Below are 22432 nucleotides of genomic sequence, written 5' to 3'. Positions count from 1 at the left end.
CGGGGCAGCCCCTCCGCCCCCCACCCACGGCGGAACGCCGAGGCCACCCCAGCCAGCCACGGCGCCCAGCGACGACGACGTGGGGCGGCCACAAACAACGCGCCCAGCGACGACAACGTGGGGCGGCCACAAACACCACCCAACCGCCGGCACGGCGCGCAACCACCGACGAACCGGGCCCGGCGGAACACGGACCCGCCGTCACCACAACGTGGGAATCACAGCCCCCCGCGCCGCTCGCGGAGATGTTCCGCCACCGGGGTGAGCGAGGCGCGGAGGGACTCCAGCGCCTCGGGGGTGAAGAGGTCGATGAAGTGCTTGCGGACCGAGGCGACATGGTGCGGGGCGACCCGGCGCATGGTGTCCCAGCCCTCCTCGGTGAGGACGGCGTAGAGCCCGCGGCGGTCCGACTCGCAGCTCTCGCGGCGTACCAGGCCCGCGTTCTCCATGCGGGTGATCTGGTGCGAGAGGCGGCTCTTGGACTGGAGCGTGCCGGCGGCCAGGTCGCTCATCCGCAGCCGGTGGTCCTCGGCCTCGGAGAGGTTGACCAGGATCTCGTAGTCGTTGTTCGTGAGGCCGAACGGCTGGAGATCGCGCTCCAGCTGGTGCATCAGCAGCCTGCTGACGTCCAGATGGGTGCGCCAGGCACGCTGCTCCTGGTCGGTCAGCCAGGGAGTGTCGCTGTCGGTCGTCATGGAGGAATTCTACCCGTGAAAGTTGAATGATGAATTAGTCCTCTATGGCCGGTCAGGCGTTCGAGGTCACCGTCCGCAGACTACCGCTCACAGGCCGAAGCGGCGCTGGAGGCCCCCCAGGCCCCCGGGGAGCTGCGGCAGTTGTGAGCCACTTTCCGGAGCCGGGACGCCGCCGCCCGGGACGCCCTCCTCGGCCGGCAGCGCGCCGGTCTCCCGCTCCGGCAGCACCTGCTCGGTCGACTGGAGCAGGACCGTTCCCGCGCCGGTGAACTCGAACTGGTGCTCCTCGCCGGAGGCGCCGCCGATGCCGGTGTGGGCGCGCAGGCCGCCCCAGAATCCGCGCAGGTACTGGTGGTCGTAGTGGTGGCAGGGGGAGGGGCAGTCGGCCCAGCCGACGAGGGCCTGCGGGTCCACCCGGATCGGGGGCTCGACGAAGACCACCGGCCCGTTGGAGGCGGCCACGAAGGTCCCGGTGCCGATGAGGGTGAGGAAGCCGGGGATGATCGACTGCTTCAGCGACAGAGATGGCTGAAAGGCGAGCAGATTGCCGGAGCGAATGGTGAGGTTCCCCTCATCGAGGTCATAGGAATTGACGTCGAAGGACCGGTCGGCGAGGAGCATCTTGCCCCGGCCCTCGGCGACCACCCAGTCCGCGGCGTGCAGAGGCGAATGGAAGCTCCCCGCGATCAGGCCCTCCAGGTGGCCGTGGCCGATGCCGTGGAAGTCGATCTGCCCGTAGTAGGCGATCATCTTCCCCTTCTGGAGGAACCACCGGCCGTCGAGGTCGACGCTGAAGGCGTAGGCGTGGACGTTGTCGTTCGCCGGGAGGGTGTGCACGTCATGGATCACGGGACCGGTCACAGCTTCTCCTCCGACGCCTGTACGTAGACGGTGCCCTGGCCGGACAGCTCCAGCTGGAACGCCTCGCCGGAACCGCGGCCGATCATGTCGCGCCAGCCCAGGGCGGTGGACAGGCGGTTGCGGACCTCGCCGCGGTGGGCCACGTACGCCTGCGGGTCGACGTGGACCGGGCGCTGGGCGGTGATCGGCAGCTCGATGACGCCGCCGTGCGCCATCACCGCCGCCGAGCCGTGGCCCGCCAGCGTCGTGGTGAACAGGCCCTGGCCGGTGACCTGGCCGCGCACCATGCCCATCACCCCGCCCTGCGCGCCCAGGAACATCGTGCCCTGGGAGAGCGAGCCGTCGAAGGCCAGCAGGCGGTCGGCCTCGACGTAGAGGGTCTCGCCGGTGAGGTCGATGACGTGCACGTGGTGGCCGCCGTGGCCGAACATGACCGTGCCGTCCCCCTCGACGGTCATCAGGGGCGTCGCCTCCCCGGCGATCCGGCGGCCGATCATGGAACCGACACCGCCCTGGCCGCCCTGGATGTTCGGCGTGAAGCTGACCTCGCCGCGGTAGGCGAGCATCGCGCCGCGCTGGCTGAACATCCGCTGGCCGGGGGCGATCCTGGCCTCCACCATGCGGGAGTTGAGGGCCGTGAACGGCATCAGACCTCACCGCCCACGGTGGTGCGCTCGCTGGGCTGGACGTAGACCAGGCCCTCGCCCTCGAAGCGCAGCTGGAACGCCTCGCCGGAACCCTCGCCCAGGAACGTGCGGAAGTTCACGCCGGACTGGAGGTGCTGTTTCAGCTGCCCGGTGTGCGCGACGTAGGCGCCCGGGTCGACCTGGAGGGGGTACTCCCGGGTGACCCGCAGCACCACGGCCGGGCCGTCGGAGGTCAGCGCGGCCTGCCCGTGGCCCTCGACGGTGGTGGTGAACAGGCCGTTGCCCTGCGAGGCGCCGCGGAGCCCGGTGAACGTCGTGCCGGTGCGCAGCGCCGCGTCGGTGCACAGCAGATTGCTCGCCTCCACGAACAGCTTCTCGCCCTGGAGGCGGACGAGGTTGATCTCGGTGGCGCGGTCGGCGAAATAGCAGGTCCCCTGGCCCTTCACCTCCATCACCGCCATCTGCTCGCCGGTCAGCCGGCGGGTGACCATCCCGCGCAGCCCCTCCCCGCCGCCGGTCATCTTCTTGAACGCCATCTGGCCGTCGTACGCGACCATCGCCCCGTTCTTCGCGCGGACGGCGTCGCCCGCGAGATCGACGGCGAGCACTTTGCTTCCCTCAAGCCGAAACTGAGCCACGGACCAGACGGTATCCGCCGGGGGCCGGGCGGGGCAGGGCTTTCGTCCCGGAGCCGTCCCGGAGGTTTCCCGGAGAGCGTCCCGGGGGCGCCTCGCGCGTCGGGCCCGCCCGGTGCCCCCAGGGGCGGTGATCGCCGGCGCGGCTGTAACAATGGGGCGGAATGCTTGTGAACTGCTGCACAAGCCTGTCCTGCCGCCGCCCCTCCGCCCGAACGAGGTTCCCGTGGACATCAAGACCGCCGCTGCCCTGCACCGACTGCGCCTGGCATCCATCCCGGAGGCGCTGTCCTTCCCGGCACTGCTGATATTCGGCACGGGCTTCCGGATCTTCCTCGGCTACGACAAGCTCGTCATGCCGCTGGGCCTCCTGCACGGCATCCTCTTCACGATCTTCCTGGTGCTGCTGCTGGACGCCTGGAACCGCACCAAGTGGCCGTTCAAGCGGGTCGCGTTCTTCTTCCTCCTGGCCGTCCTGCCGTTCGGCGGGCTCTACGCCGACAAGGTCCTCAAGCGCGAGGAGGAGGCCGGTGTGATCGCCGCCCGCGCCCGCCGGGAAGGCACGGTCAACGCATGATCGTCGCCTTCTCCGTGAGTCCGCTGGGCGTCGGCGAGGACGTCGGCGAGTACGTCGCCGACGCCGTCCGGGTCGTCCGCGAGTCCGGCCTGCCCAACCGCACGGACGCCATGTTCACGTCCATCGAGGGCGAGTGGGACGAGGTGATGGACGTCGTCAAGCGCGCGGTGGCCGCCGTCGAGGCGCGGGCCGGCCGGGTCTCCCTGGTCCTGAAGGCCGACATCCGGCCCGGGGTCACCGACGGCCTCACCTCCAAGGTGGACACCGTCGAGCGCTACCTGGCCGGGGACGGGCGCACCCCCTGACGGGTGAGCGCGGTCAGCCGCCGGCCACCAGGGCGATGCCCAGCGGCGTCCGCTCGTAGAGCACCTGGTGGCCCTGGCGGCGCGAGGTGAGCAGCCCGGCGCCGCGCAGGACGGACAGGTGCGCCGAGACCGACGACGGTGCCAGTCCCAGCCGGCCGGCGAGCGCCGAGGTCGTCGCCGGGGCGTCCAGGGCCGCCAGCACCGCGGCCCGGTTGGCGCCCAGCAGCCGCGCCAGCGCCGGGCCGCCGGCCGGCTCCTGCCACAGCCCGCCGATGCCCCGCGCCGGGTAGATCACGGTCGGCTGCCACGGCGGATCGAAGCCGCTGATCACGTCCGGCCAGACGAAGACGCTCGGCAGCAGCAGCACCCCCCGCCCGTCCAGGTCCTGCATCTGCGCGAAGTCCGTACGGGTGCGGACGGTCAGTGTGCCGTCGTCCGACCAGGACAGCCGGGGGTGCAGATCGGCGAACAGGCGGCGCAGCCCGCCGCTCGCCAACTGGCGCGAGCGGTAGGCGATCTCCGCCTCCAGCAGCGCCCGCAGCCGGGGCCAGTCGGGCGCCAGCAGCGCCTCCCAGGCCCGCTCGGTGACGTCCGCCAGCTCCCGCACCGCCCGTGCCGGATCCGCCAGCGCCGCCCGGCCCCGCGGCGACCGGGCCGCCCCGGGGACGCACGCCAGCGACTTGGCCATCTCGGCGCGCGCCAGCGCCGGATCGGTGGCCCGCAGCCGGGCCAGCTCCGCGGCGAAGTCCGCCAGCGGCACGTCCGGCGGCCGCCCCAGGAAATCGGGCGTGTAACCGGGCTGCCGGGCCGGCATGAACAGCCACACCGGCGACAGGTCCAGCCCCGCCACCCGGTCCCGCATCCGCCGCAGCCACGGCAGGTGGTAGCCGTGCCGGTCCGTGCGGCGCAGGGTCCGCAGCGCCTCGTGGGTCTCGCACAGCGGCGAGATGGCGAACCGGATGCGCAGCAGGTCGTCCGCCCCGAAATGCAGCTCCAGCGGCACCGCCGGGCCTCCCCTCCCGAGATTCGGCCGGAGCCGAAACACTACGGCCCACCGACCGTCCCCGGCAGCCTGGCGCCATGCCCACGCCTCCCGGGCCCGCACAGCCGGGCCCCGTCCCCGTATGCCCGCCCCCGGGCCCCGGCGGTCCGGACGCGCCGCCGGCCCCGGCCGGTACCGGCTACCGCGCCGTCTTCGCCGTCCGCGAGTTCCGGTACGTCTTCGCCGCCCACCTGCTGTCCTCCCTGGGCGTGGTGGTCTGCGAGCTGGCGCTGTCCGTCCTGGTCTACCGGCTGACCGACTCCCCGCTGCTCAGCGCCCTGAGCTTCGCCCTCGGCCTGCTGCCCTACGTGGTCGGCGGGACGCTGCTGTCCGCCGTCGCCGACCGCTACCCGGCCCGCCGGGTGCTGGTGGTCTGCGACCTGGTGTGCGCGGCGGCGGCCGCCGCGATGGTGGTGCCCGGCACGCCGGTGGCGGTGCTGCTCGGCCTGCGGTGCGTGAGCGCGGCGGTCGCCCCGGTCTTCGCGGGGACCCGGGCCGGGACGCTCGGCGAGATCCTCGGCGACGGCGACCTGTTCGTCCTGGGGCGCTCGCTGATCCGGATCGTCAACCAGGGCGCGCAGCTGGCCGGCTTCGCCGCCGGGGGGCTGCTGCTGGCCGCCGTCAGCCCGGGCACCGTGCTCACCGCCACTGCCGGGACGTTCGCCGCCTCGGCGCTGCTGCTGCGGCTGGGGACCGCCGCCCGCCCGGCGCGCGGCCCGGCCGCCGGACCGCTGCTGGGCGCCTCCCTGGCCGGCACCCGGCGACTGCTGGCCGACCGGCGGATCCGGGCGCTGCTGCTGCTCGGCTGGGTGCCGCCGGCGCTGGTGGTGGTCCCCGAGGCGCTGCTCGTCCCGTACGGGGGCCAGTTGGGCGCCGGGGCGGCCGGGCAGGGGCTGCTGATGTGCGGGATGCCGGTGGGCGCGGTGGTGGCGGAGACGCTGGTGGGGACGTTCCTGGGGCCGCGGGCGCGGGCCCGGCTGACCTTCCCCATGGGGCTGTTCGCGGTGCTGCCGTCCCTGGGGTTCGCGGCCCGGCCGTCGCTGGGCTGGGCGCTGGTGCTGCTGGTGCTCACCGGTACCGGGATCTCGTACAACTTCGGGGTGGACCGGTGGTTCGTCGCCGCGGTACCCGACGAGCTGCTGGGGCAGGCGATGACGGTGATGCAGGCGGGCCGGATGACGCTCATGGGCCTGGCGATGGGGCTGGCCGGGGCGGCCGCCGAGTTCGCGCCGCTCAGCACCGTGATGCCGGCCGCGGGGGTGGTCGGCACGGCGGCCGTCCTGGCGGTGATCGCCGCGGTGCGGAGAGCGGGGGCGCGGGGGAGCGCGGCGGTGGTGTGAGGCGCGCGCGGACCGCTCGCCGACCGCTCGCCGCCCACCTGCTGAGACCGAAAGCTGAGACAGGGCTGACCAGCATATGACCGCCGGGTAGGGTCGGAGACGTGCCGAAGCCGCTCAGCCTTGCCTTTGACCCCATCGCGCGCGCCGACGAACTCTGGAAGCAGCGCTGGGGCTCCGTGCCCGCGATGGCCGCCATCACCTCGATCATGCGCGCCCAGCAGATCCTGCTCTCCGAGGTGGACGCGGTGGTCAAGCCCTACGGACTGACCTTCGCACGGTACGAGGCGCTGGTGCTGCTGACGTTCTCGAAGGCCGGCGAGCTGCCGATGTCGAAGATCGGCGAGCGTCTGATGGTCCACCCGACCTCGGTGACCAACACCGTCGACCGGCTGGTGAAGTCCGGGCTGGTCGCCAAGCGGCCCAACCCGAACGACGGCCGGGGCACGCTGGCGTCCATCACCGACAAGGGCCGCGAGGTGTGCGACGCGGCCACCCGCGACCTGATGGCGATGGACTTCGGGCTCGGGGCGTACGACGCCGAGGAGTGCGCGGAGATCTTCGCGCTGCTGCGCCCGCTGCGGGTGGCGGCCGGGGACTTCACGGACGAGTGACCGCCCGCCCGCCCGGGCGGGTGAGCGCCCCGCCGGGCGCGGCCCGCGGGGCGGGGGGTGGCGAAGATCGCCCCGGAAGGGGCGGTTACGCTCGGGGGCATGAAGCGAAGTGTCCTGACCCGTTACCGGGCGATGGCCTACATCACCGCTGTGATGCTGCTCGTGCTCTGCGCCTGCATGGTTCTCAAGTACGGCTTCGGGATGGGCAAGGACCTGACCCTCGTCGTCGCCCAGGTCCACGGCGTGCTCTACATCATCTACCTGATCTTCGCGTTCGACCTGGGCTCCAAGGCCCGCTGGCCGTTCGCCAAGCTGCTGTGGGTGCTGGTCTCCGGGACGATCCCGACCGCCGCGTTCTTCGTGGAGCGCAAGGTGGTCCGCGAGGTCGAGCCGCTGCTGGCGGACGCGGCACCGGAGCCGGTCAAGGTCTGAACCGGCCGTGCCGGCCCGGCCGGGTGCGCCGGGCGCCGGGCCGGGCCTTCGCCGGGCGGTGGCGGTGGCGCTCCGCGGCGGGCCGCTCGGGTCGGCGGGCCGCTCGCGTCGCCGGGTCGGTGGCCTCGCCGCTTGCGTCGCGCGCCTTACGTGCCACAGGCGTCTCAGACATCTCAGGCATCTCACGCGCCTCTCCGTAGCCGGAGGGGCGCGTTTGCGTGTCGGGGGCCGGGGGCCGGGGGCCGGGGGCCGGGGGCGCCTCGGTTCGGCGTCTCCGGGGGTTGGTCGTCGCCTCGGCGCGGCGTCTTCGCGCGGGGCGGTGGTTCTGCCCGGCGGGTCGGTGTTTTCGCAGGTCGGGGGCTGGGCAGTTCTCGGCCCGGGGGGTTGCGGAGCCCTTAGGGGGATCCCGGAGAGCGGGAATCAGGGGCTTCTCCCATCGACAGGTAGTTGGACGTCCTAGTAAATTCGGGGGCATGGACGCTGACGCGATCGAAGAGGGCCGCCGCCGCTGGCAGGCCCGGTACGACTCCGCCCGGAAGCGCGACGCGGACTTCACCACGCTCTCCGGCGACCCCGTCGAGCCGGTGTACGGGCCGCGCCCCGGCGACTCCGTCGAGGGCTTCGAGCGGATCGGCTGGCCGGGGGAGTACCCCTTCACGCGTGGGCTCTACCCCACCGGCTACCGCGGCCGGACGTGGACCATCCGCCAGTTCGCCGGCTTCGGCAACGCCCGGCAGACCAACGAGCGCTACAAGATGATCCTCCAGGCCGGTGGTGGCGGCCTCTCGGTGGCGTTCGACATGCCGACGCTGATGGGGCGGGACTCCGACGATCCGCGCTCGCTCGGCGAGGTGGGGCACTGCGGCGTCGCCATCGACTCCGCGGCCGACATGGAGGTCCTGTTCCAGGACATCCCGCTCGGCGACGTCACGACGTCGATGACGATCAGCGGCCCGGCCGTCCCGGTCTTCTGCATGTACCTCGTCGCCGCCGAGCGCCAGGGCGTCGATCCGGCGGTGCTCAACGGCACGCTCCAGACCGACATTTTCAAGGAGTACATCGCGCAGAAGGAGTGGCTCTTCCAGCCCGAGCCGCACCTGCGGCTGATCGGCGACCTGATGGAGCACTGCGCGCACGGCATCCCGGCCTACAAGCCGCTGTCGGTCTCCGGCTACCACATCCGGGAGGCCGGGGCGACGGCCGCCCAGGAGCTGGCGTACACCCTCGCCGACGGGTTCGGCTACGTCGAGCTGGGCCTCTCCCGCGGACTGGACGTCGACACCTTCGCGCCCGGCCTGTCGTTCTTCTTCGACGCCCATGTGGACTTCTTCGAGGAGATCGCCAAGTTCCGCGCCGCGCGCCGGATCTGGGCCCGCTGGATGCGCGACGTCTACGGGGCGAAGAGCGAGAAGGCGCAGTGGCTGCGGTTCCACACCCAGACCGCCGGGGTCTCGCTGACCGCCCAGCAGCCGTACAACAACGTCGTCCGCACGGCGGTGGAGGCGCTGGCGGCGGTGCTCGGCGGCACCAACTCCCTGCACACCAACGCGCTGGACGAGACGCTGGCGCTGCCCAGTGAGCAGGCCGCGGAGATCGCGCTGCGCACCCAGCAGGTGCTGATGGAGGAGACCGGCGTGGCCAACGTCGCGGATCCGCTGGGCGGTTCGTGGTACGTGGAGGCGCTCACCGACCGCATCGAGGCGGACGCCGAGAAGATCTTCGCGCAGATAACGGAGCGCGGGGCGCGGGCGGTACGGGACGGGCAGCACCCGATCGGTCCGGTCACCTCCGGCATCCTGCGGGGCATCGAGGACGGCTGGTTCACCGGCGAGATCGCCGAGTCCGCGTTCCGGTACCAGCAGGCGCTGGAGAAGGGGGACAAGAAGGTCGTCGGCGTCAACTGCCACGACGGGTCGGTCACCGGCGATCTGGAGATCCTGCGGGTCAGCCACGAGGTCGAGCGGGAGCAGGTGCGGGTGCTGGCCGAGCGCAAGGCGGCCCGGGACGACGCCCGCGTGCAGGTCGCGCTGAAGGATTTGCTGGCCGCCGCCCGCAGTGACCGGAACATGATCGAGCCGATGCTGGCCGCGGTCCGCGCGGAGGCGACCCTCGGCGAGATCTGCGGGGTGCTGCGGGACGAGTGGGGGGTCTACACGGAGCCGGCCGGCTTCTGAGCCGGGGAGGGGCGCGCGGGCCTGCGCGTTGCGGGGGCCTGAGCCTGTGCCTGGTCCTGTGCCGGGGCCCGTGCCTGCGCTCCCGGCCTGCCCTCCGCTCCCGGCCGCTCCGGCCCGCTCTCCGCTCCCGGTCGGGCCGCCGCCCCGGCCCATCGGCCCGCCGGCCTCTTCCGGTCGGGCCGCCGCTCATCGACCGCCCCGTCCTGCCCGCCCGCCCCTCTGGTAAGTCCGGTCGGCCCGCCCGGCCGGTCAGCCCGGTCCGTCCTCCCCGCCCGTTCCCTCCTGGGCGCGGTGTGGGGGGCTGATGGGGAAGATGAGGTGGAAGAGGGCGCCGCCGCCGGGGGCGGGGGTGGCGGTGAGTTCGGCGCCGTGGGCGCGGGCGATCTGGCGCGCCATCGCCAGGCCCAGGCCCGAGCCGGGCAGCGCGCGGGCCGCCCGGGCGCGGTAGAAGCGGTCGAAGACGTGCGGCAGGTCCTCCGGGGCGATCCCGGGGCCGTGGTCGCGGACGGTCAGCCGCACCGCCCCCGCGCCGGCGGTCAGCCCGGTCTCCACCGGGCCCCCGGGCGGGGAGAACTTGGCGGCGTTGTCGAGGAGGTTGGACAGCAGCCGGGTCAGCCGGGCCGGGACGCCGGGCAGCGTGATGCCGGCCGCCTCGGGGTCGAGGTGGACCGTGAAGGCGATGTCCGGCCAGTGCTCGCGGGCCGCGGCCACCGCGTGCTCCAGGAGGGCGGCCGGGCGGACCTCCTCCAGCAGCGGCCGGGGTTCCTCGTCACGGGCGAGTTCGATCAGGTCGTTGACGAGGGTGGTGACCTCGCGGAGCTGGCGGGTGAGGGCGGACGACGCCCGGTCGCGCTGACGATCCGTCAGGCGGTCGGCGCGGGCCAGGAGTTCGGCGTTGGTGCGGAGTGCGGTGAGCGGGGTGCGCAGTTCGTGGGAGGCGTCGGCGACCAGCCGCCGCTGGGCGGTCACGGACTGCTCCAGCTCACCGAGCATGGTGTTGAAGCTGGCCGCGAGGCGGGTGATCTCGTCCTCGTGGCCGCCCGGCCCGGCCGGCAGCTCGATGCGGTGCCGGGGGTCGCGGGTGGCGGCGATCCGTTCGGCGGTGGCGGTCAGCCGGGCGACCGGGGCCAGGCCGGTCCGGGAGACGCCGTAGCCGAGCCCGGCGGCGAGCAGGACGCCGGCGGCGCCGACCGCGGCGAGCGCCCAGGCCGCCTGGTGCACCCCGCGCTCGACGGTGTCGGAGCGGAGCGCCACCTGGAGCGCCTCGTCCTTGTGGGGCAGGCGGGTGGTGTACATCCGGACGGGGTGGCCGGCGACGGTCAGGCCGGTGTAGTACGGCGCGCCGCGGCCGGCGGCCACCGCGCGGGTGGCGGGGGAGACCGGCAGGCCGTAGCGCTCGCGGGGGTCCCGGGCCGGATCGGCGGGGACGATCTGGACGCAGGGGACGGCCTGGTAGCGGCAGGAGGTGTCGCCGGCGGTCGGGCCCCAGTTGCGGGTGCGCTGGGTGAGCTGGGTGGCGGTCTGCGCGAGGTTCAGGTCGAGCTGGCGGGTCATCTGGACGCGCAGCACCACGAACGCGGCGGCGCAGACGCCCACCGCGACCACCGCGACCGCGGCGGAGGCGGCGAGTGCCAGCCGGGTGCGCAGCGGCCGGCGCCGGACCCAGCGCCCGCCCAGGCGGCGCCGGCCGGTCATACGGCGGCCCCGCTGCGCCCGCCGAGCCAGCGGCGCCCGCCGAGCCCGCCGAGCCCGCCGCGGCGGCACCTGCCGCACCCCTGAGGCGTTGCCGGTAGCTGTAGGTGTAGCTGTAGGTGTAGCTGTAGCGGTGCCGGTGCCGGTGCCTGTGGCCGTAGCGGTGGTGCCGGTCGGTGGGGCGGGTGCGGGTGCGGGGCGGGGGGCCGCCGGGTGTGGCCGGTGTGCTCGCCGGCCGCGGGCGGTGCCGCGACACCGTCGTGCCGGCCGGGGCCGCCGCGGCCTCGCGCGGGGGCTGCCGTCCGGGCCGGGTGCCGCGGGTCCGTCCCGGGCCGGTGTCCGGAACGGCTGCCGTACCGGCTGCCGTTCCGGTGTGCGGGGCCGCCGGAGCCCGTCGGGCGCGGCGCGTGCGATGCCGTCATGGGGTCTCCGGGTGGTCGAGGCGGTAGCCGATGCCGTGGGCGGTGTGGACGAGGCGGGGTTCGCCGCCGGCTTCGAGTTTGCGGCGCAGGTAACCGATGTAGACGGCCAGGGAGTTGGAGTCCGGGCCGAAGTCGCGGCCCCAGACGCGCTCCAGGATCAGCTCCCGCGGCAGGACCTGCCCGGGGTGCTGGAGCAGCAGTTCCAGCAGGGCGTACTCGGTGCGGCTGAACTCCAGGGGGCGGCCGCCCCGGTGGCCGCTGCGGGTGGCCGGGTCCACGACCAGGTCGGCGAAGGCCAGCCGGGTGTCCTCGGCGGCGGCGGACGCGGCCCGCCGCAGCAGGGCCCGGACCCGGGCGATCAGCTCGTCCAGCGCGAACGGTTTGACGAGGTAGTCGTCGGCGCCGGCGTCCAGGCCGTCGACGCGTTCGCTGACCGAGTCCAGGGCGGTCAGGACCAGGATCGGGGTGCGGTCGTCCAGGGCGCGCAGCCGGCGGCAGACCGCCAGGCCGTCCAGCACCGGCATCAGCACGTCGAGGACGAGCGCGTCCGGCTGCCAGGCGGCGACCTCGGAGAGCGCGGCCAGGCCGTCGGCGGCCTCGCGCACCGCGTAGCCCTCGACGGCGAGCCCGTCGGCGACGGCGGCGCGGACCTCCGGTTCGTCGTCGACGACCAGGATCCGGGGGGCGGCGGGCGGCGGGGTCCCGGGGGCGGGCGCGGGCGCGGGGCGTGCGGTCATGAGCCAAGGCTCCCAAACGCCGTCTTAGAACGTTCTTAAGGCGGCGGGCGAGCGTGGCGGCCATGCGCACACCACTCTCGGTCGTGATCGGTGCGGGCGGCACCGGCGGCCACATCTACCCCGGCCTCGCCCTCGCCGACGCACTGCGCCGGGCCGAACCGGACGCGGTGGTCTCCTTCGTCGGGACCGAGCGCGGGCTGGAGACCCGGCTGATCCCGGAGGCCGGCTACCGGCTCCACACCGTCGACATGATCCCCTTCGACCCGGCGCTGGGCGCCCGGCGCTATCTGCTGCCGGCCGCGCTGCTGCGCGCCGGCGCCCAGTGCCGGGCGATCCTGCGCGGCCAGGGCGCCCAGGTCGCCGTCGGCATGGGCGGCTACCCGAGCGCCCCGGTGATCCTGGGCGCCCGGCTGGCCGGGCTGCCCAGCCTGATCCACGAGTCCAACGCGGTGCCCGGGCGGGCCAACCGGTTCGCCGCCCGGCTCACCCCGCACATCGCCCTGGCCTTCGACCGCAGCCGCCCCCACCTGGCGGGCGGCGAACGGGCCGAGACGGTCGGGATGCCGCTGCCCGGACCGCTGGCCGGACTGGACCGGGCGGCGCTGCGGCCGGCCGCCCGGCGGGCCCTGGGCGTCCCCGACGGCGCCCGGCTGCTGCTGGTCAACGGCGGCAGCCTGGGCGCGGCCCGGCTCACCGAGGCCGCCATCGGCCTGGCCGGCCGCCACCGGGACCGCACCGGCCTCCGCCTGCTGATCAAGACCGGTCCGGCGGCCCTGGACGGGGCCCGGGCCGCGCTCGCGGCGAACGGCGGGGCGGCGGTCGCCGAGGCGGTGCCGTACCTGGACCGGATGGACCTGGCGTACGCGGCGGCCGACCTGGTGGTCTGCCGGGCCGGGTCGGCGACCGTCGCCGAACTGGCCACCACCGGGATGCCGGCGGTGCTGGTCCCGTACCCGCACGCGCCCGGCGACCACCAGACGCACAACGCCCGGGTGCTCTCCGACGCCGGCGCGGCGCTGCTGCTGCCGGACGCCGAGGCCACCGCCGAGCGGCTGGACGCGCTGGTCGGGCCGCTGCTGGCCGATCCGGACCGGCTGGCCGCGATGGGCGCCGCGGCCGACCCCGGGACGCATGCCCGGGCCGCCGATCTGCTGGCCGCCCGGACCCTGGCGCTGGCCGGCCGACCCGCCCCCGGCCCGGGGACCTCCCCCCTCACCACCCCTCTGAAGGAGTCAGCATGAACGCAGTGAGCAGCACGACGGACCCCACCGCGGCCCCGTCGTGGGCCGGACGGAAGGTCCTGGTCACCGGGGCCGAGGGCTTCATCGGATCGGCGCTGGTCGATCTGCTGGTGGCGGCGGGCGCCGAGGTGCGCGCCTTCGTCCACTACAAGCCGTACGCGGAGAAGGGGAACCTGGCCCGCTACCTGGAGCCGGGCGGGCCGGTGGAGATGGTCGCCGGCGACGTGCGGGACGCCGGGCGGGTGAGCGACGCGGTCGCCGGCTGCGACACCGTCTTCCACCTGGCCGCGCTGATCGGCATCCCGTACAGCTACGACTCGCCGGGCGCCTATGTGCAGACCAACGTGGTGGGCACCGAGAACGTCGCGGAGGCGTGCCGCCGGCACGGCGTGCGGCGGATGGTGCACACCTCCACCAGCGAGGTGTACGGGACCGCGCGGACCGCGCCGATCAGCGAGGAGCACCCGCTCCAACCGCAGTCGCCGTACTCCGCCTCGAAGATCGGCGCGGACATGATGGCGCTGTCGCACTGGCACGCCTTCGAGCTGCCGGTGACGGTGGTGCGGCCGTTCAACACCTACGGGCCGCGGCAGTCCGCCCGCGCGGTGATCCCGACGATCCTGGCCCAGCTCCACTCCGGTGCCCGGCAGATCAAGCTCGGCTCGCTCACCCCGACCCGGGACTTCACCTACGTCACCGACACCGCGGCCGGCTTCCTGGCGCTGGCCGACTGCGACCGCGCGCTGGGGCAGGTGGTCAACCTCGGGAGCGGCCGGGAGATCTCCATCGGGGCGCTGGCCGAGGCGCTGATCGCGGCGTCCGGGCGGGACGCGGAGGTGGTGGTGGACGCGGACCGGCTGCGGCCCTCGGGCAGTGAGGTGGAGCGGCTGCTGTCGGACAACTCCCGGGCCCGCCGGTGGGCTTCGTGGCAGCCGCGGGTGCCGCTCGCGGAGGGGCTGGCACGGACGTCGGAGTGGGTGGCGGAGCACCTGCACCTGTTCCGCGCGGACCGCTACCAGGTCTGACGGTCAGGGCTCCAGTCCGGCCAGGCCGGCCAGCAGGAGGGTGGTGAACCGCCGGGCCCAGTCGGCGTCGACCGGTTCCGCGCTGACCAGCAGCCGGTGCACCACGGCCCCGGCGATCACGTCGAAGATCAGGCCCACGGTGCCCTCGGCGGCCCGCGCGCCGTCCGGTCCGCCGGCGTCCGGCGGCAGTTCGCCGCGCTGCTGGGCGCGCGACCGGCCCAGCAGCACCAGCCGCTTCTGCCGGTCCACGATGGCCGAGCGGATGCGTTCGCGCAGTGCGTCGTCGGTGGTGGACTCGGCGACCACCGCCATCAGCGCGGTCTTGGTCTCGGGCCGGGCCAGCAGCGCGCCGAACTGGAGCACCACGCCCTCGATGTCGGCCCGGAGGCAGCCGCGGTCGGGGAGTTCCAGTTCGTCGAAGAGCACCGCCACGGCGTCCACGACCAGTTCGCTCTTGCCGGCCCAGCGGCGGTAGAGGGTGGTCTTGGCGACCTTGGCGCGGGTGGCGACCTCGCCCATGGTGAGCCCGCTCCAGCCCACGTCGACGAGCGCGGCACGGGTGGCGTCGAGGATCGCGTGATCCGTCGCGGCGCTGCGGGGGCGGCCCGTGCGGCCTTTCCGGGAGCAGGCGGACTGGTGCATGCGGGCGACCATACCGGCCGGTAGGAGATCGGGCTCCGGTTCGTCGGCCGTGAGGGAGATCACCCGCGGCGGACCCGGAACCGGGTGCCGCCCGGGGGCGGCGGCGAGTTACGCTACGACCCGTAGCGTAAGAGTGACAACCACGGGCCGTGGGTGGGGACCCATGGCCGCGCACCGGCCCTCGTGAAGGGCCGTTCCACCGGGCACCGGCCCAGGCGTGCGCCGCAGCCAGCGGGGCGTACGGGCGGGCGCGGCGCCCGCTGTGCGGATCGCTTTCCGGAACGAGCCGTTCAGGGGGGAGGATGGACCCATGCAGCCACGCAACATGTCCATGAGTGGAGTCGTCGACCTCGCAGCGGTGAAGGCGGCCGGGGAAGCGAAGCAGAAGGCCGAGCAGGCGCGCGCCGAGGCCGCCCGTACGGGCGCGGCGCCGGCCGGGGCCACCCGCCTGGTGTTCGACGTCGACGAGGCGGGGTTCCAGCAGGACGTCCTCCAGCGGTCCACCGAGGTCCCGGTCGTCATCGACTTCTGGGCCGAGTGGTGCCAGCCGTGCAAGCAGCTCGGGCCCCTGCTGGAGAGCCTCGCGGCGGAGTACGCCGGCCGGTTCGTCCTCGCCAAGATCGACGTCGACGCCAACCAGATGCTGTTCCAGCAGTTCGGGGTGCAGGGCATCCCGGCGGTGTTCGCGGTGGTGGCGGGCCAGCCGATCCCGCTCTTCCAGGGCGCGGTCCCCGAGGCCCAGCTGCGGCAGGTGCTGGACCAGCTGGTCCAGGTCGCCGAGCAGCAGTTCGGCATCGTCGGCGCGCCGGCCGCCCCGGACGCGGAGGGCCCGGAGCCCGCCCCGCAGCCGGCCGGTCCGCACGACGCGGCGCTGACCGCGGCGGCCGACGCGCTGGACGCCGGCGACCTCGGCGGTGCCGTCCGCGCCTACCGCAACGTCCTCTCCGACGACCCGGCCAACGCCGAGGCCAAGCTCGGGCTCGCCCAGGCCGAACTCCTCCAGCGGGTGCAGGACCTGGACCCGCAGGCGGTCCGCACCGCGGCCGCGGAGAATCCGGCCGACGTCGCGGCCCAGATCACCGCGGCCGACCTGGATCTGGTGGGCGGTCATGTCGAGGACGCCTTCGGGCGGCTGGTCGACACCGTGCAGCGCACCGCGGGGGACGACCGCGAGGCGGCCCGGGTGCGGCTGCTGGAGCTCTTCGAGGTGATCGGCGCGGACGACCCGCGCGTGACGAAGGCGCGGACCGCCCTGGCGCGCGTCCTGTTCTGAGCCGACCCGCCCCGGCCGGCGGCTCTTTCCGGGTTCATTCCTCCTGCCCGGATCTGCCCCCGCGGCGGCTTCCACCGGCACCACCGGCAAACGGAACGGCGGCCACGTTTTACCGAAACTTGGTAAGCGTGGCCGCTGTTACTTGGAGTAAGTCACCCCGCCCAACTTGCCGGATTCTGTTGGGAATTGCCCCTTGTTCGATCGACGTTAACGGCGACGCTGGGTGCCTGGGTGATCTCTGTGCGTCGCGGTGCGGTTACCGCTCCGTTACCCGCAAGTAACGAGGGCCTTGTGCGGCGGCCGGGAATGGACGACGATCGGCCACGCTCGGTCCATTCCCGCAGCCCGGCAGCCGGCCGGTGCGGCGGAGCTGATGGGTCCCCACCGAGTGGGCCGGCGGCAGTGGCGCCGGCCGCGGACAGGGGGGTCTCTGCCCCGATGGCAGGGCCTGTCCGATGAGGTTGCGCGAGAGCGTGGCCAGTGGTTGTCGCTCGGGGGTGATCGCCGGTATTCGGAAACACGCTGTGCCTCCGAGACGGGCGCTCTCCTTCCCGAGGACGTAGCACTTCTCCCATCCCAGGTACGACCGGTCCCAACGGGCGCGGTACGTACCGGAGATGTACGTCCGAGAAGGAGGAAAGTCATGGAGTCCCTGACTCGTGGCGGGACCAGATGGAAGCGGTTCGCCGTCGTCATGGTGCCGAGCGTCGCGGCCACCGCCGCGATCGGCGTCGCCCTCTCGCAGGGTGCCCTGGCGGCGTCGTTCAGCGTGTCCGGCCAGCAGTTCAAGGTGAGCACGGACCGTCTGGAGGGCGACGGGTTCGTCCAGTACGGCGCGGTCGACGCCCAGAAGAACGGCAAGAACGTCCCGGTCGCCGTCTCGGCGTTCACCCACGCCAAGATCTACAACCTGTGCCAGTCGGTCGTCGTGCCGGTGCCGGTCTTCGGCGATGTGTCGATGAAGCTCAAGGCGGGTGGCGACCCCAAGCACCCGGTCGAGGCCAAGAACCTCTACATCGACCTCGACCAGCTGGGCGCGGACGCGACGTTCGAGGACATCAACATCGGTGTCGCCGCGGGGTCGTCCACCAAGGGCCCCGGCATCCGCGAGGGCGACAAGACCGACCCGGGCTCCTTCGCCCAGGAGGCCAAGTCGGCCGTGCTGACCGGCGTCCACCAGCGTGCCTGGGCCACCACGGCCGGCACGTTCCAGCTCAGCGGGCTGAAGATGGACGTCAGCAAGGGCAAGAACGAGTGCTACTGACGGCCTAGGCGTGCGGGCGCGGGGCGAGTCGCGCGGCCCTCGGGCCGTTTCCCCGTGCCCGTGGCGCCGGGCACCGTCAGCACGTACCCACAGAACCACCGATGTGCCAGTCCCGAGGAGCCGTACGACATGAGCGAGCGGAGCGAGAAGTGCCGGCCCGCCGACCGTAGGGAGGCCGGCGCATGAGCGCTGCAACGCAACCACAGCTGGGCCAGGCTCTCGGCCGGAAGCGGCAGGCGTTCCGCCAGTGGCGCGGCCAACGGCCGTTCTGGGGCGGGCTGCTGACCCTGCTGGCCGGTGTCCCGATCATGTACCTCCCCTACGCCAACCTCACCGTGGGGTCCCTCACCGTCCGCATGGCCACCACGGCCGGCGCCGGGTCGCTGATCATCGGCGTGCTGCTGGTGGTGCTGGGCCTGACGATGTGGTTCCAGCCGGCCTCGCGGGTCTTCGCGGGGGTCGCGGCGATCCTGCTGTCCCTGGTCTCGCTCGTCGTCTCGAACATCGGCGGCTTCGTGGTCGGCTTCCTGCTGGGGCTGATCGGCGGCGCGCTGGGCATCTCCTGGGCGGCGGGCGAGCCGGTACGGGCCGCCGACGGCGCCGAGGAGCCCGAGCGGGTCGTCGGGCCGGTGGTCGCCACCCACCCCGCGCCGCCGGCCGGCGAGCCCGGGTCGGGCAACGGACTGGACGGTATGTCAGGAACGAGCCCGACCAACCACAGCAACGGGAGGCACCGTGCCGGGTGACGAGCTGCACGAGGAGAACGCAGCCACCGGGGCGAGAGGCGGGCCCCGGCACGCGGCGCCCAGGAAGCCGCTGCTGACCCGGCTGCACGTGCCCGCGGGCAAGGCGATCGCCATCGCGGCGATGCCGTCCGCCGTCCTCATGGGCATGGGGCTGACGCCCCAGATGGCGATCGCCAAGCCGGCGCCGCCGGAGAGCCCCTTCCGGGGCGGCCCGTGCGTCAGTGCCCCGGACACCTCCGGCCACGACGCCGCGTCCAAGGACGCCAAGGACAGCAAGGACGCCAAGGACAGCAAGGACGCCAAGGACACTGCCGGCAAGGACGGCAAGGACGGCAAGGACGGCAAGGACGGCGGGGGCAAGGGCGGCGCGCCGTCCGCGGACCCCTCGGCCACCCCGTCCCCCTCGGCCGGCAAGGACGCGGCGGGCGGCGGCGCGCCGTCCGCGACACCGTCCGCCTCCGCCACGCCCGCGCCGTCGGCCACGCCGGAGAAGGACGACGGCGGGCTGCTCGGCGGGCTCGGCGACGCGCTGGGCGGGCTGTTCGGCGGGCACAAGGAGTCCGCCGGGCCGTCGGCCACGCCGAGCCCGACGCCGTCCGCCACCGCCTCCAAGGACGCGGCCGCCGAGGACTCCCCGGCGCCCGCCGCCTCGGGCTCCGGGAAGGACGGCGGCTCGCCGGTCAAGGACGCGCTCACCACCGTCGGGCGGGGTCTTACGGACCCGTCGAAGACGGTGGACGACACCGTGCACGGCGCCGTCGGCACGGTCGACGGCAACCTCCCGGGCGGTGGCCTGGACGGCAAGGACGCCAGCGGCAAGCCCGGCTACCCCTGCGTCGTCGAGAACAAGCAGGCGGGCAAGAACGAGCAGACGCCGGTCACCCTGGCGGACCTGCCCTGGCACCTGGAGTCCACCGGGCTGACCCTGCGCGGCCTGGACTACGAGGGCGTCGTCAACGTCACGACGCAGAGCGGCCGTACCAAGCAGGCGCTGAAGTTCACCGCGGACAGCATCGACATCGCCGACCTGCACCAGATCGTCGACGATCCGACCTCCGGCAAGCACTACCACGTGCGCTCGACCCCGGGCTCGACGTCCACCATCCGCGGCGGCAAGGTGACGCTCTACACCGAGCGGCTCCAGGGCAACCTCTTCGGGCTGATCCCGATCGTCTTCGACCCGGAGCACCCGCCGCCGATCAACGTCCCGTTCGCCTACTTCAGCAAGGTGAAGCTGGACCAGGCGGGCCAGTTCGGCGGCACCCTGCACGTCCCGGGCATGAACGTGTCCATCGAGGACTGACCGGCCTTCGGGAACCGCCGCGCTTCGGGTGACGGCGCGTCAGACGCGCTCGCCGCCGAGGTGGTGCACCCGCACCATGTTGGTGGTGCCGGGGACGCCGGGGGGCGAACCGGCGGTGATGATCATGGTGTCACCGGGGTTGTAGCGCTGGAGCTTGAGCAGCTCGGCGTCGACCAGCTCGACCATCGCGTCGGTGTTGTCCACGTGCGGGACGACGAAGGCGTCCACGCCCCAGCTCAGCGCGAGCTGGTTGCGGGTGGCGACGTCGGTGGTGAAGGCCAGGATCGGCTGGGCGGCGCGGTAGCGGGAGAGCCGGCGGGCGGTGTCACCGGACTTGGTGAACGCCACCAGCGCCTTGCCGTCCAGGAAGTCGGCCATCTCGCAGGCCGCGCGGGCCACCGCACCGCCCTGCGTGCGCGGCTTCTTGCCGGGCACCAGCGGCTGGAGGCCCTTGGAGAGCAGCTCCTGCTCGGCCGCCTCGACGATCTTCGACATGGTCTTGACGGTCTCGATCGGGTACTGGCCCACCGAGGACTCCGCGGACAGCATGACCGCGTCCGCGCCGTCGAGGATCGCGTTGGCGACGTCGGACGCCTCGGCGCGGGTCGGCCGGGAGTTGGTGATCATCGACTCCATCATCTGGGTCGCCACGATCACCGGCTTGGCGTTCCGGCGGCACAGCTCGATGAGCCGCTTCTGCACCATCGGGACCTTCTCCAGCGGGTACTCCACCGCCAGGTCGCCACGGGCCACCATCACCGCGTCGAAGGCCATCACGACCTCCGCCATGTTGGCGACCGCCTGCGGCTTCTCCACCTTGGCGATGACCGGGACCCGGCGGCCCACCTCGTCCATGACGCGGTGCACGTCGTGGACGTCCTTGGCGTCGCGGACGAAGGACAGCGCGACCATGTCGCAGCCCATGTGCAGCGCGAACTTCAGGTCCTCGATGTCCTTCTCGGACAGCGCGGGGACGTTGACCGCGGCGCCGGGGAGGTTGATGCCCTTGTGGTCGGAGATGACCCCGCCCTCGATGACGATGGTGCGCACCCGCGGGCCGTCGACCTCGACGACCTGGAGGGCGACGTTGCCGTCGTTGATCAGGACCGGGTCGCCCTTGGAGACGTCGCCGGGCAGGCCCTTGTAGGTGGTGCCGCAGATGTGCTTGTCACCGGGCACGTCCTCGGTGGTGATGACGAACTCGTCGCCGCGGACCAGCTCGACCGGGCCCTCGGCGAAGGTCTCCAGGCGGATCTTGGGGCCCTGGAGGTCGGCCAGGACGCCGACGGCGCGGCCGGTCTCCTCGGCGGCCTTGCGGAGGCGGTGGTACCGCTCCTCGTGCTCCGAGTGGCTCCCGTGGCTCATGTTGAAACGGGCCACGTTCATACCGGCCTCGATCAGCGTCTTCAGCTGCTCGTAGGAGTCGACGGCGGGGCCCAGGGTGCAGACGATTTTGGAACGGCGCATGGCTGGATCCTATCGGGTTTGTTTCGCAGCGGAATATTCCAGCTGGTGGAAGACCTAGCTGTCAGGCGGTGACCAGGGCGTATGTCTGCCGGGCGATCTCCAGTTCCTCGTCGGTGGGGACCACGGCGACCGCGACCCGCGCGTAAGCGGGGGAGATCAGCCGCGGCTCGCCGGACCGCACGGCGTTGAGCGACGCGTCCACCGCCATGCCCAGCTCCTCCAGCCCGTCGATGGCGGCGGCCCGCACCGGCGCGGCGTTCTCGCCGACGCCCGCGGTGAAGGCGACCGCGTCGACCTTGCCGAGCACCGCGGTGTAGGCGCCGATGTACTTCTTCAGCCGGTGGATGTAGATGTCGAAGGCGAGCGCCGCCCGCTCGTCGCCCTCGTCGATCCGCCGGCGGATCTCCCGCATGTCGTTGTCGCCGCACAGCCCGAGCAGACCGCTCTTCTTGTTCAGCAGCTCGTCGATCTCGTCGGTGGCCATCCCGGCGACCCGCTCCAGGTGGAAGGTCACCGCCGGGTCGACGTCACCGGAGCGGGTACCCATCACCAGGCCCTCCAGCGGGGTCAGCCCCATCGAGGTGTCCACGCACCGGCCGCCCCGGACCGCGGACGCCGAGGCGCCGTTGCCCAGGTGCAGCACGATCACGTTGACCTCCTCCGGCGCCTTGCCCAGCAGCTCCGCGGTGCGCCGGGAGACGTAGTCGTGCGAGGTGCCATGGAAGCCGTAGCGGCGGATCCGGTGCGCGTCGGCGGTCGCCACGTCGATGGCGTAGCGCGCCGCGTGCTCCGGCATCGTGGTGTGGAAGGCGGTGTCGAAGACCGCGACCTGCGGGAGGTCGGGGCGCAGCGCCCGGGCGGTGCGGATGCCGGTGATGTTCGCCGGGTTGTGCAGCGGGGCCACCGGCACCAGCCGCTCGATCTCCTTGAGCACCACGTCGTCGATGACGGTCGGCGCGGTGAACTTCAGGCCGCCGTGCACCACCCGGTGGCCGATCGCGGCCAGCTCCGGTGAGTCCAGTCCGAGCCCGTCGGCGGCCAGCTCGCCGGCCACCGCCTTCAGCGCGGCGTCGTGGTCGGCTATCGGCCCGGTGGTCTCCCGGGTCCCGCCGCCGGCGGCCAGCGGCGTGTGGGCCAGGCGCGAGGTCGTCTCACCGATCCGCTCGACGAGGCCGGCGGCGAGCCGGACGCCCGCGGCGGACCCGCCGTCCGCCGCTTTCGCCATGTCGAGCAGCTGGTACTTCACCGACGAGGAGCCGGAGTTGAGGACGAGGACGCGGGTGGCGTTGGCAGTCATGAAG

The 22432-nt window shown here is 73.4% G+C and carries 22 protein-coding genes; 12 read left to right on the top strand and 10 right to left on the bottom strand.

Annotated features, from left to right (window positions below; translation table 11 throughout):
• Positions 1-218: 218 nt before the first annotated feature.
• From MUU72_RS32075 to MUU72_RS32060, 4 genes are all read right to left on the bottom strand, one after another.
• Positions 219-695, bottom strand: a complete 477-nt coding sequence (locus MUU72_RS32075; RefSeq protein WP_248016966.1) for a MarR family winged helix-turn-helix transcriptional regulator — start codon at positions 693-695, stop codon at positions 219-221.
• Positions 696-782: 87 nt separating this feature from the next.
• Positions 783-1556: an AIM24 family protein gene (locus MUU72_RS32070; RefSeq protein WP_248016965.1), complete on the bottom strand. Its 774-nt coding sequence runs from the start codon at positions 1554-1556 to the stop codon at positions 783-785.
• Positions 1553-2203 carry an AIM24 family protein gene (locus MUU72_RS32065; RefSeq protein WP_248016964.1) on the bottom strand — a complete coding sequence of 217 codons (651 nt, stop codon included), beginning with the start codon at positions 2201-2203 and terminating at the stop codon, positions 1553-1555. The genes MUU72_RS32070 and MUU72_RS32065 overlap by 4 nt, the downstream gene beginning before the upstream one ends.
• A complete protein-coding gene (locus MUU72_RS32060; RefSeq protein ID WP_248016963.1) occupies positions 2203-2841 on the bottom strand; it encodes an AIM24 family protein in 639 nt (212 codons plus the stop codon). Before MUU72_RS32060 ends, MUU72_RS32065 begins: the two co-directional genes overlap by 1 nt.
• Positions 2842-3064: 223 nt before the next feature.
• On the opposite strand from MUU72_RS32060, the gene MUU72_RS32055 reads away from it, so the two are divergent.
• On the top strand, positions 3065-3415 hold the full coding sequence (locus tag MUU72_RS32055) for a DUF3817 domain-containing protein (RefSeq protein ID WP_066986625.1): 351 nt from the start codon (positions 3065-3067) through the stop codon (positions 3413-3415).
• Positions 3412-3720, top strand: coding sequence for an MTH1187 family thiamine-binding protein (locus MUU72_RS32050; protein WP_248016962.1), 309 nt, complete (start codon positions 3412-3414; stop codon positions 3718-3720). The genes MUU72_RS32055 and MUU72_RS32050 overlap by 4 nt, the downstream gene beginning before the upstream one ends.
• A gap of 13 nt (positions 3721-3733) precedes the next feature.
• Here the strand turns inward: MUU72_RS32050 and MUU72_RS32045 are convergent, their stop codons facing one another.
• Positions 3734-4723 (bottom strand): ArsR/SmtB family transcription factor, encoded by a 990-nt coding sequence (locus MUU72_RS32045; RefSeq protein ID WP_248016961.1) that lies wholly within the window; start codon positions 4721-4723, stop codon positions 3734-3736.
• 77 nt (positions 4724-4800) lie between these two features.
• On the opposite strand from MUU72_RS32045, the gene MUU72_RS32040 reads away from it, so the two are divergent.
• The 4 genes from MUU72_RS32040 to icmA all read left to right on the top strand — a co-directional run bounded on the left by MUU72_RS32040 (position 4801) and on the right by icmA (position 9319).
• Positions 4801-6102, top strand: a complete 1302-nt coding sequence (locus MUU72_RS32040; protein WP_248016960.1) for an MFS transporter — start codon at positions 4801-4803, stop codon at positions 6100-6102.
• Positions 6103-6203: 101 nt separating this feature from the next.
• A complete protein-coding gene (locus MUU72_RS32035; protein ID WP_248016959.1) occupies positions 6204-6713 on the top strand; it encodes a MarR family winged helix-turn-helix transcriptional regulator in 510 nt (169 codons plus the stop codon).
• A 99-nt stretch (positions 6714-6812) separates the two neighbouring features.
• The gene (locus tag MUU72_RS32030; protein WP_248016958.1) at positions 6813-7145 is read left to right on the top strand and encodes a DUF3817 domain-containing protein; all 333 of its coding nucleotides are present in this window, start codon (positions 6813-6815) and stop codon (positions 7143-7145) included.
• Between the two features lie 473 nt (positions 7146-7618).
• Complete coding sequence (gene icmA, locus MUU72_RS32025; RefSeq protein ID WP_248016957.1) at positions 7619-9319, top strand: coenzyme B12-dependent isobutyryl-CoA mutase large subunit; 1701 nt, start codon at positions 7619-7621, stop codon at positions 9317-9319.
• Positions 9320-9568: 249 nt separating this feature from the next.
• Here icmA and MUU72_RS32020 read toward each other — a convergent pair whose 3' ends face one another.
• Positions 9569-11014, bottom strand: a complete 1446-nt coding sequence (locus MUU72_RS32020) for a HAMP domain-containing sensor histidine kinase (RefSeq protein WP_248016956.1) — start codon at positions 11012-11014, stop codon at positions 9569-9571.
• Positions 11015-11429: 415 nt separating this feature from the next.
• Entirely contained in the window at positions 11430-12170 is a 741-nt protein-coding gene (locus MUU72_RS32015) for a response regulator transcription factor (protein WP_248016955.1), read from the bottom strand.
• A gap of 62 nt (positions 12171-12232) precedes the next feature.
• Between MUU72_RS32015 and MUU72_RS32010 the strand changes: the two genes are divergently transcribed.
• Complete coding sequence (locus tag MUU72_RS32010; RefSeq protein WP_248016954.1) at positions 12233-13411, top strand: UDP-N-acetylglucosamine--N-acetylmuramyl-(pentapeptide) pyrophosphoryl-undecaprenol N-acetylglucosamine transferase; 1179 nt, start codon at positions 12233-12235, stop codon at positions 13409-13411.
• The gene (locus MUU72_RS32005) at positions 13408-14436 is read left to right on the top strand and encodes an SDR family NAD(P)-dependent oxidoreductase (protein WP_248016953.1); all 1029 of its coding nucleotides are present in this window, start codon (positions 13408-13410) and stop codon (positions 14434-14436) included. Before MUU72_RS32010 ends, MUU72_RS32005 begins: the two co-directional genes overlap by 4 nt.
• 3 nt (positions 14437-14439) lie before the next feature.
• Here MUU72_RS32005 and MUU72_RS32000 read toward each other — a convergent pair whose 3' ends face one another.
• On the bottom strand, positions 14440-15078 hold the full coding sequence (locus MUU72_RS32000) for a TetR/AcrR family transcriptional regulator (RefSeq protein WP_248016952.1): 639 nt from the start codon (positions 15076-15078) through the stop codon (positions 14440-14442).
• A 310-nt stretch (positions 15079-15388) separates the two neighbouring features.
• On the opposite strand from MUU72_RS32000, the gene MUU72_RS31995 reads away from it, so the two are divergent.
• The 4 genes from MUU72_RS31995 (at position 15389) to MUU72_RS31980 (ending at position 19664) form a co-directional block, all read left to right on the top strand.
• Complete coding sequence (locus MUU72_RS31995) at positions 15389-16351, top strand: tetratricopeptide repeat protein (RefSeq protein WP_248016951.1); 963 nt, start codon at positions 15389-15391, stop codon at positions 16349-16351.
• 643 nt (positions 16352-16994) lie between these two features.
• Complete coding sequence (locus MUU72_RS31990; protein ID WP_248016950.1) at positions 16995-17615, top strand: DUF6230 family protein; 621 nt, start codon at positions 16995-16997, stop codon at positions 17613-17615.
• Between the two features lie 182 nt (positions 17616-17797).
• The gene (locus MUU72_RS31985; RefSeq protein WP_248016949.1) at positions 17798-18361 is read left to right on the top strand and encodes a DUF6114 domain-containing protein; all 564 of its coding nucleotides are present in this window, start codon (positions 17798-17800) and stop codon (positions 18359-18361) included.
• Positions 18351-19664, top strand: coding sequence for a hypothetical protein (locus MUU72_RS31980; RefSeq protein ID WP_248016948.1), 1314 nt, complete (start codon positions 18351-18353; stop codon positions 19662-19664). Before MUU72_RS31985 ends, MUU72_RS31980 begins: the two co-directional genes overlap by 11 nt.
• 39 nt (positions 19665-19703) lie before the next feature.
• On the opposite strand, the gene pyk is transcribed toward MUU72_RS31980, so the two are convergent.
• Together pyk and MUU72_RS31970 are read right to left on the bottom strand one after the other, a co-directional pair.
• Positions 19704-21131 (bottom strand): pyruvate kinase, encoded by a 1428-nt coding sequence (gene pyk, locus MUU72_RS31975; protein ID WP_248016947.1) that lies wholly within the window; start codon positions 21129-21131, stop codon positions 19704-19706.
• A gap of 61 nt (positions 21132-21192) precedes the next feature.
• Positions 21193-22428 (bottom strand): acetate kinase, encoded by a 1236-nt coding sequence (locus tag MUU72_RS31970; RefSeq protein WP_248016946.1) that lies wholly within the window; start codon positions 22426-22428, stop codon positions 21193-21195.
• Positions 22429-22432 lie beyond the last annotated feature (4 nt).

The sequence above is a fragment of the Streptomyces rhizoryzae genome (assembly GCF_023155275.1).
Taxonomy (GTDB): domain Bacteria; phylum Actinomycetota; class Actinomycetes; order Streptomycetales; family Streptomycetaceae; genus Streptomyces; species Streptomyces rhizoryzae.
The sequence above is the reverse complement of the archived record's forward strand: the minus strand, read 5'-3'. Positions and strand labels throughout refer to the sequence as shown.

Coding starts and splice junctions, on each gene's coding strand:
- MUU72_RS32000 (WP_248016952.1), bottom strand. CDS start 15,078: ATGCACCAGTCCGCCTGCTCCCGGAAAGGCCGCACGGGCCGCCCCCGC.
- MUU72_RS32010 (WP_248016954.1), top strand. CDS start 12,233: ATGCGCACACCACTCTCGGTCGTGATCGGTGCGGGCGGCACCGGCGGC.
- MUU72_RS32030 (WP_248016958.1), top strand. CDS start 6,813: ATGAAGCGAAGTGTCCTGACCCGTTACCGGGCGATGGCCTACATCACC.
- MUU72_RS32005 (WP_248016953.1), top strand. CDS start 13,408: ATGAACGCAGTGAGCAGCACGACGGACCCCACCGCGGCCCCGTCGTGG.
- MUU72_RS31990 (WP_248016950.1), top strand. CDS start 16,995: ATGGAGTCCCTGACTCGTGGCGGGACCAGATGGAAGCGGTTCGCCGTC.
- MUU72_RS32020 (WP_248016956.1), bottom strand. CDS start 11,014: ATGACCGGCCGGCGCCGCCTGGGCGGGCGCTGGGTCCGGCGCCGGCCG.
- MUU72_RS32040 (WP_248016960.1), top strand. CDS start 4,801: ATGCCCACGCCTCCCGGGCCCGCACAGCCGGGCCCCGTCCCCGTATGC.
- pyk (WP_248016947.1), bottom strand. CDS start 21,131: ATGCGCCGTTCCAAAATCGTCTGCACCCTGGGCCCCGCCGTCGACTCC.
- MUU72_RS31995 (WP_248016951.1), top strand. CDS start 15,389: ATGCAGCCACGCAACATGTCCATGAGTGGAGTCGTCGACCTCGCAGCG.
- MUU72_RS32015 (WP_248016955.1), bottom strand. CDS start 12,170: ATGACCGCACGCCCCGCGCCCGCGCCCGCCCCCGGGACCCCGCCGCCC.
- icmA (WP_248016957.1), top strand. CDS start 7,619: ATGGACGCTGACGCGATCGAAGAGGGCCGCCGCCGCTGGCAGGCCCGG.
- MUU72_RS31970 (WP_248016946.1), bottom strand. CDS start 22,428: ATGACTGCCAACGCCACCCGCGTCCTCGTCCTCAACTCCGGCTCCTCG.
- MUU72_RS32065 (WP_248016964.1), bottom strand. CDS start 2,203: ATGCCGTTCACGGCCCTCAACTCCCGCATGGTGGAGGCCAGGATCGCC.
- MUU72_RS31985 (WP_248016949.1), top strand. CDS start 17,798: ATGAGCGCTGCAACGCAACCACAGCTGGGCCAGGCTCTCGGCCGGAAG.
- MUU72_RS32075 (WP_248016966.1), bottom strand. CDS start 695: ATGACGACCGACAGCGACACTCCCTGGCTGACCGACCAGGAGCAGCGT.
- MUU72_RS32050 (WP_248016962.1), top strand. CDS start 3,412: ATGATCGTCGCCTTCTCCGTGAGTCCGCTGGGCGTCGGCGAGGACGTC.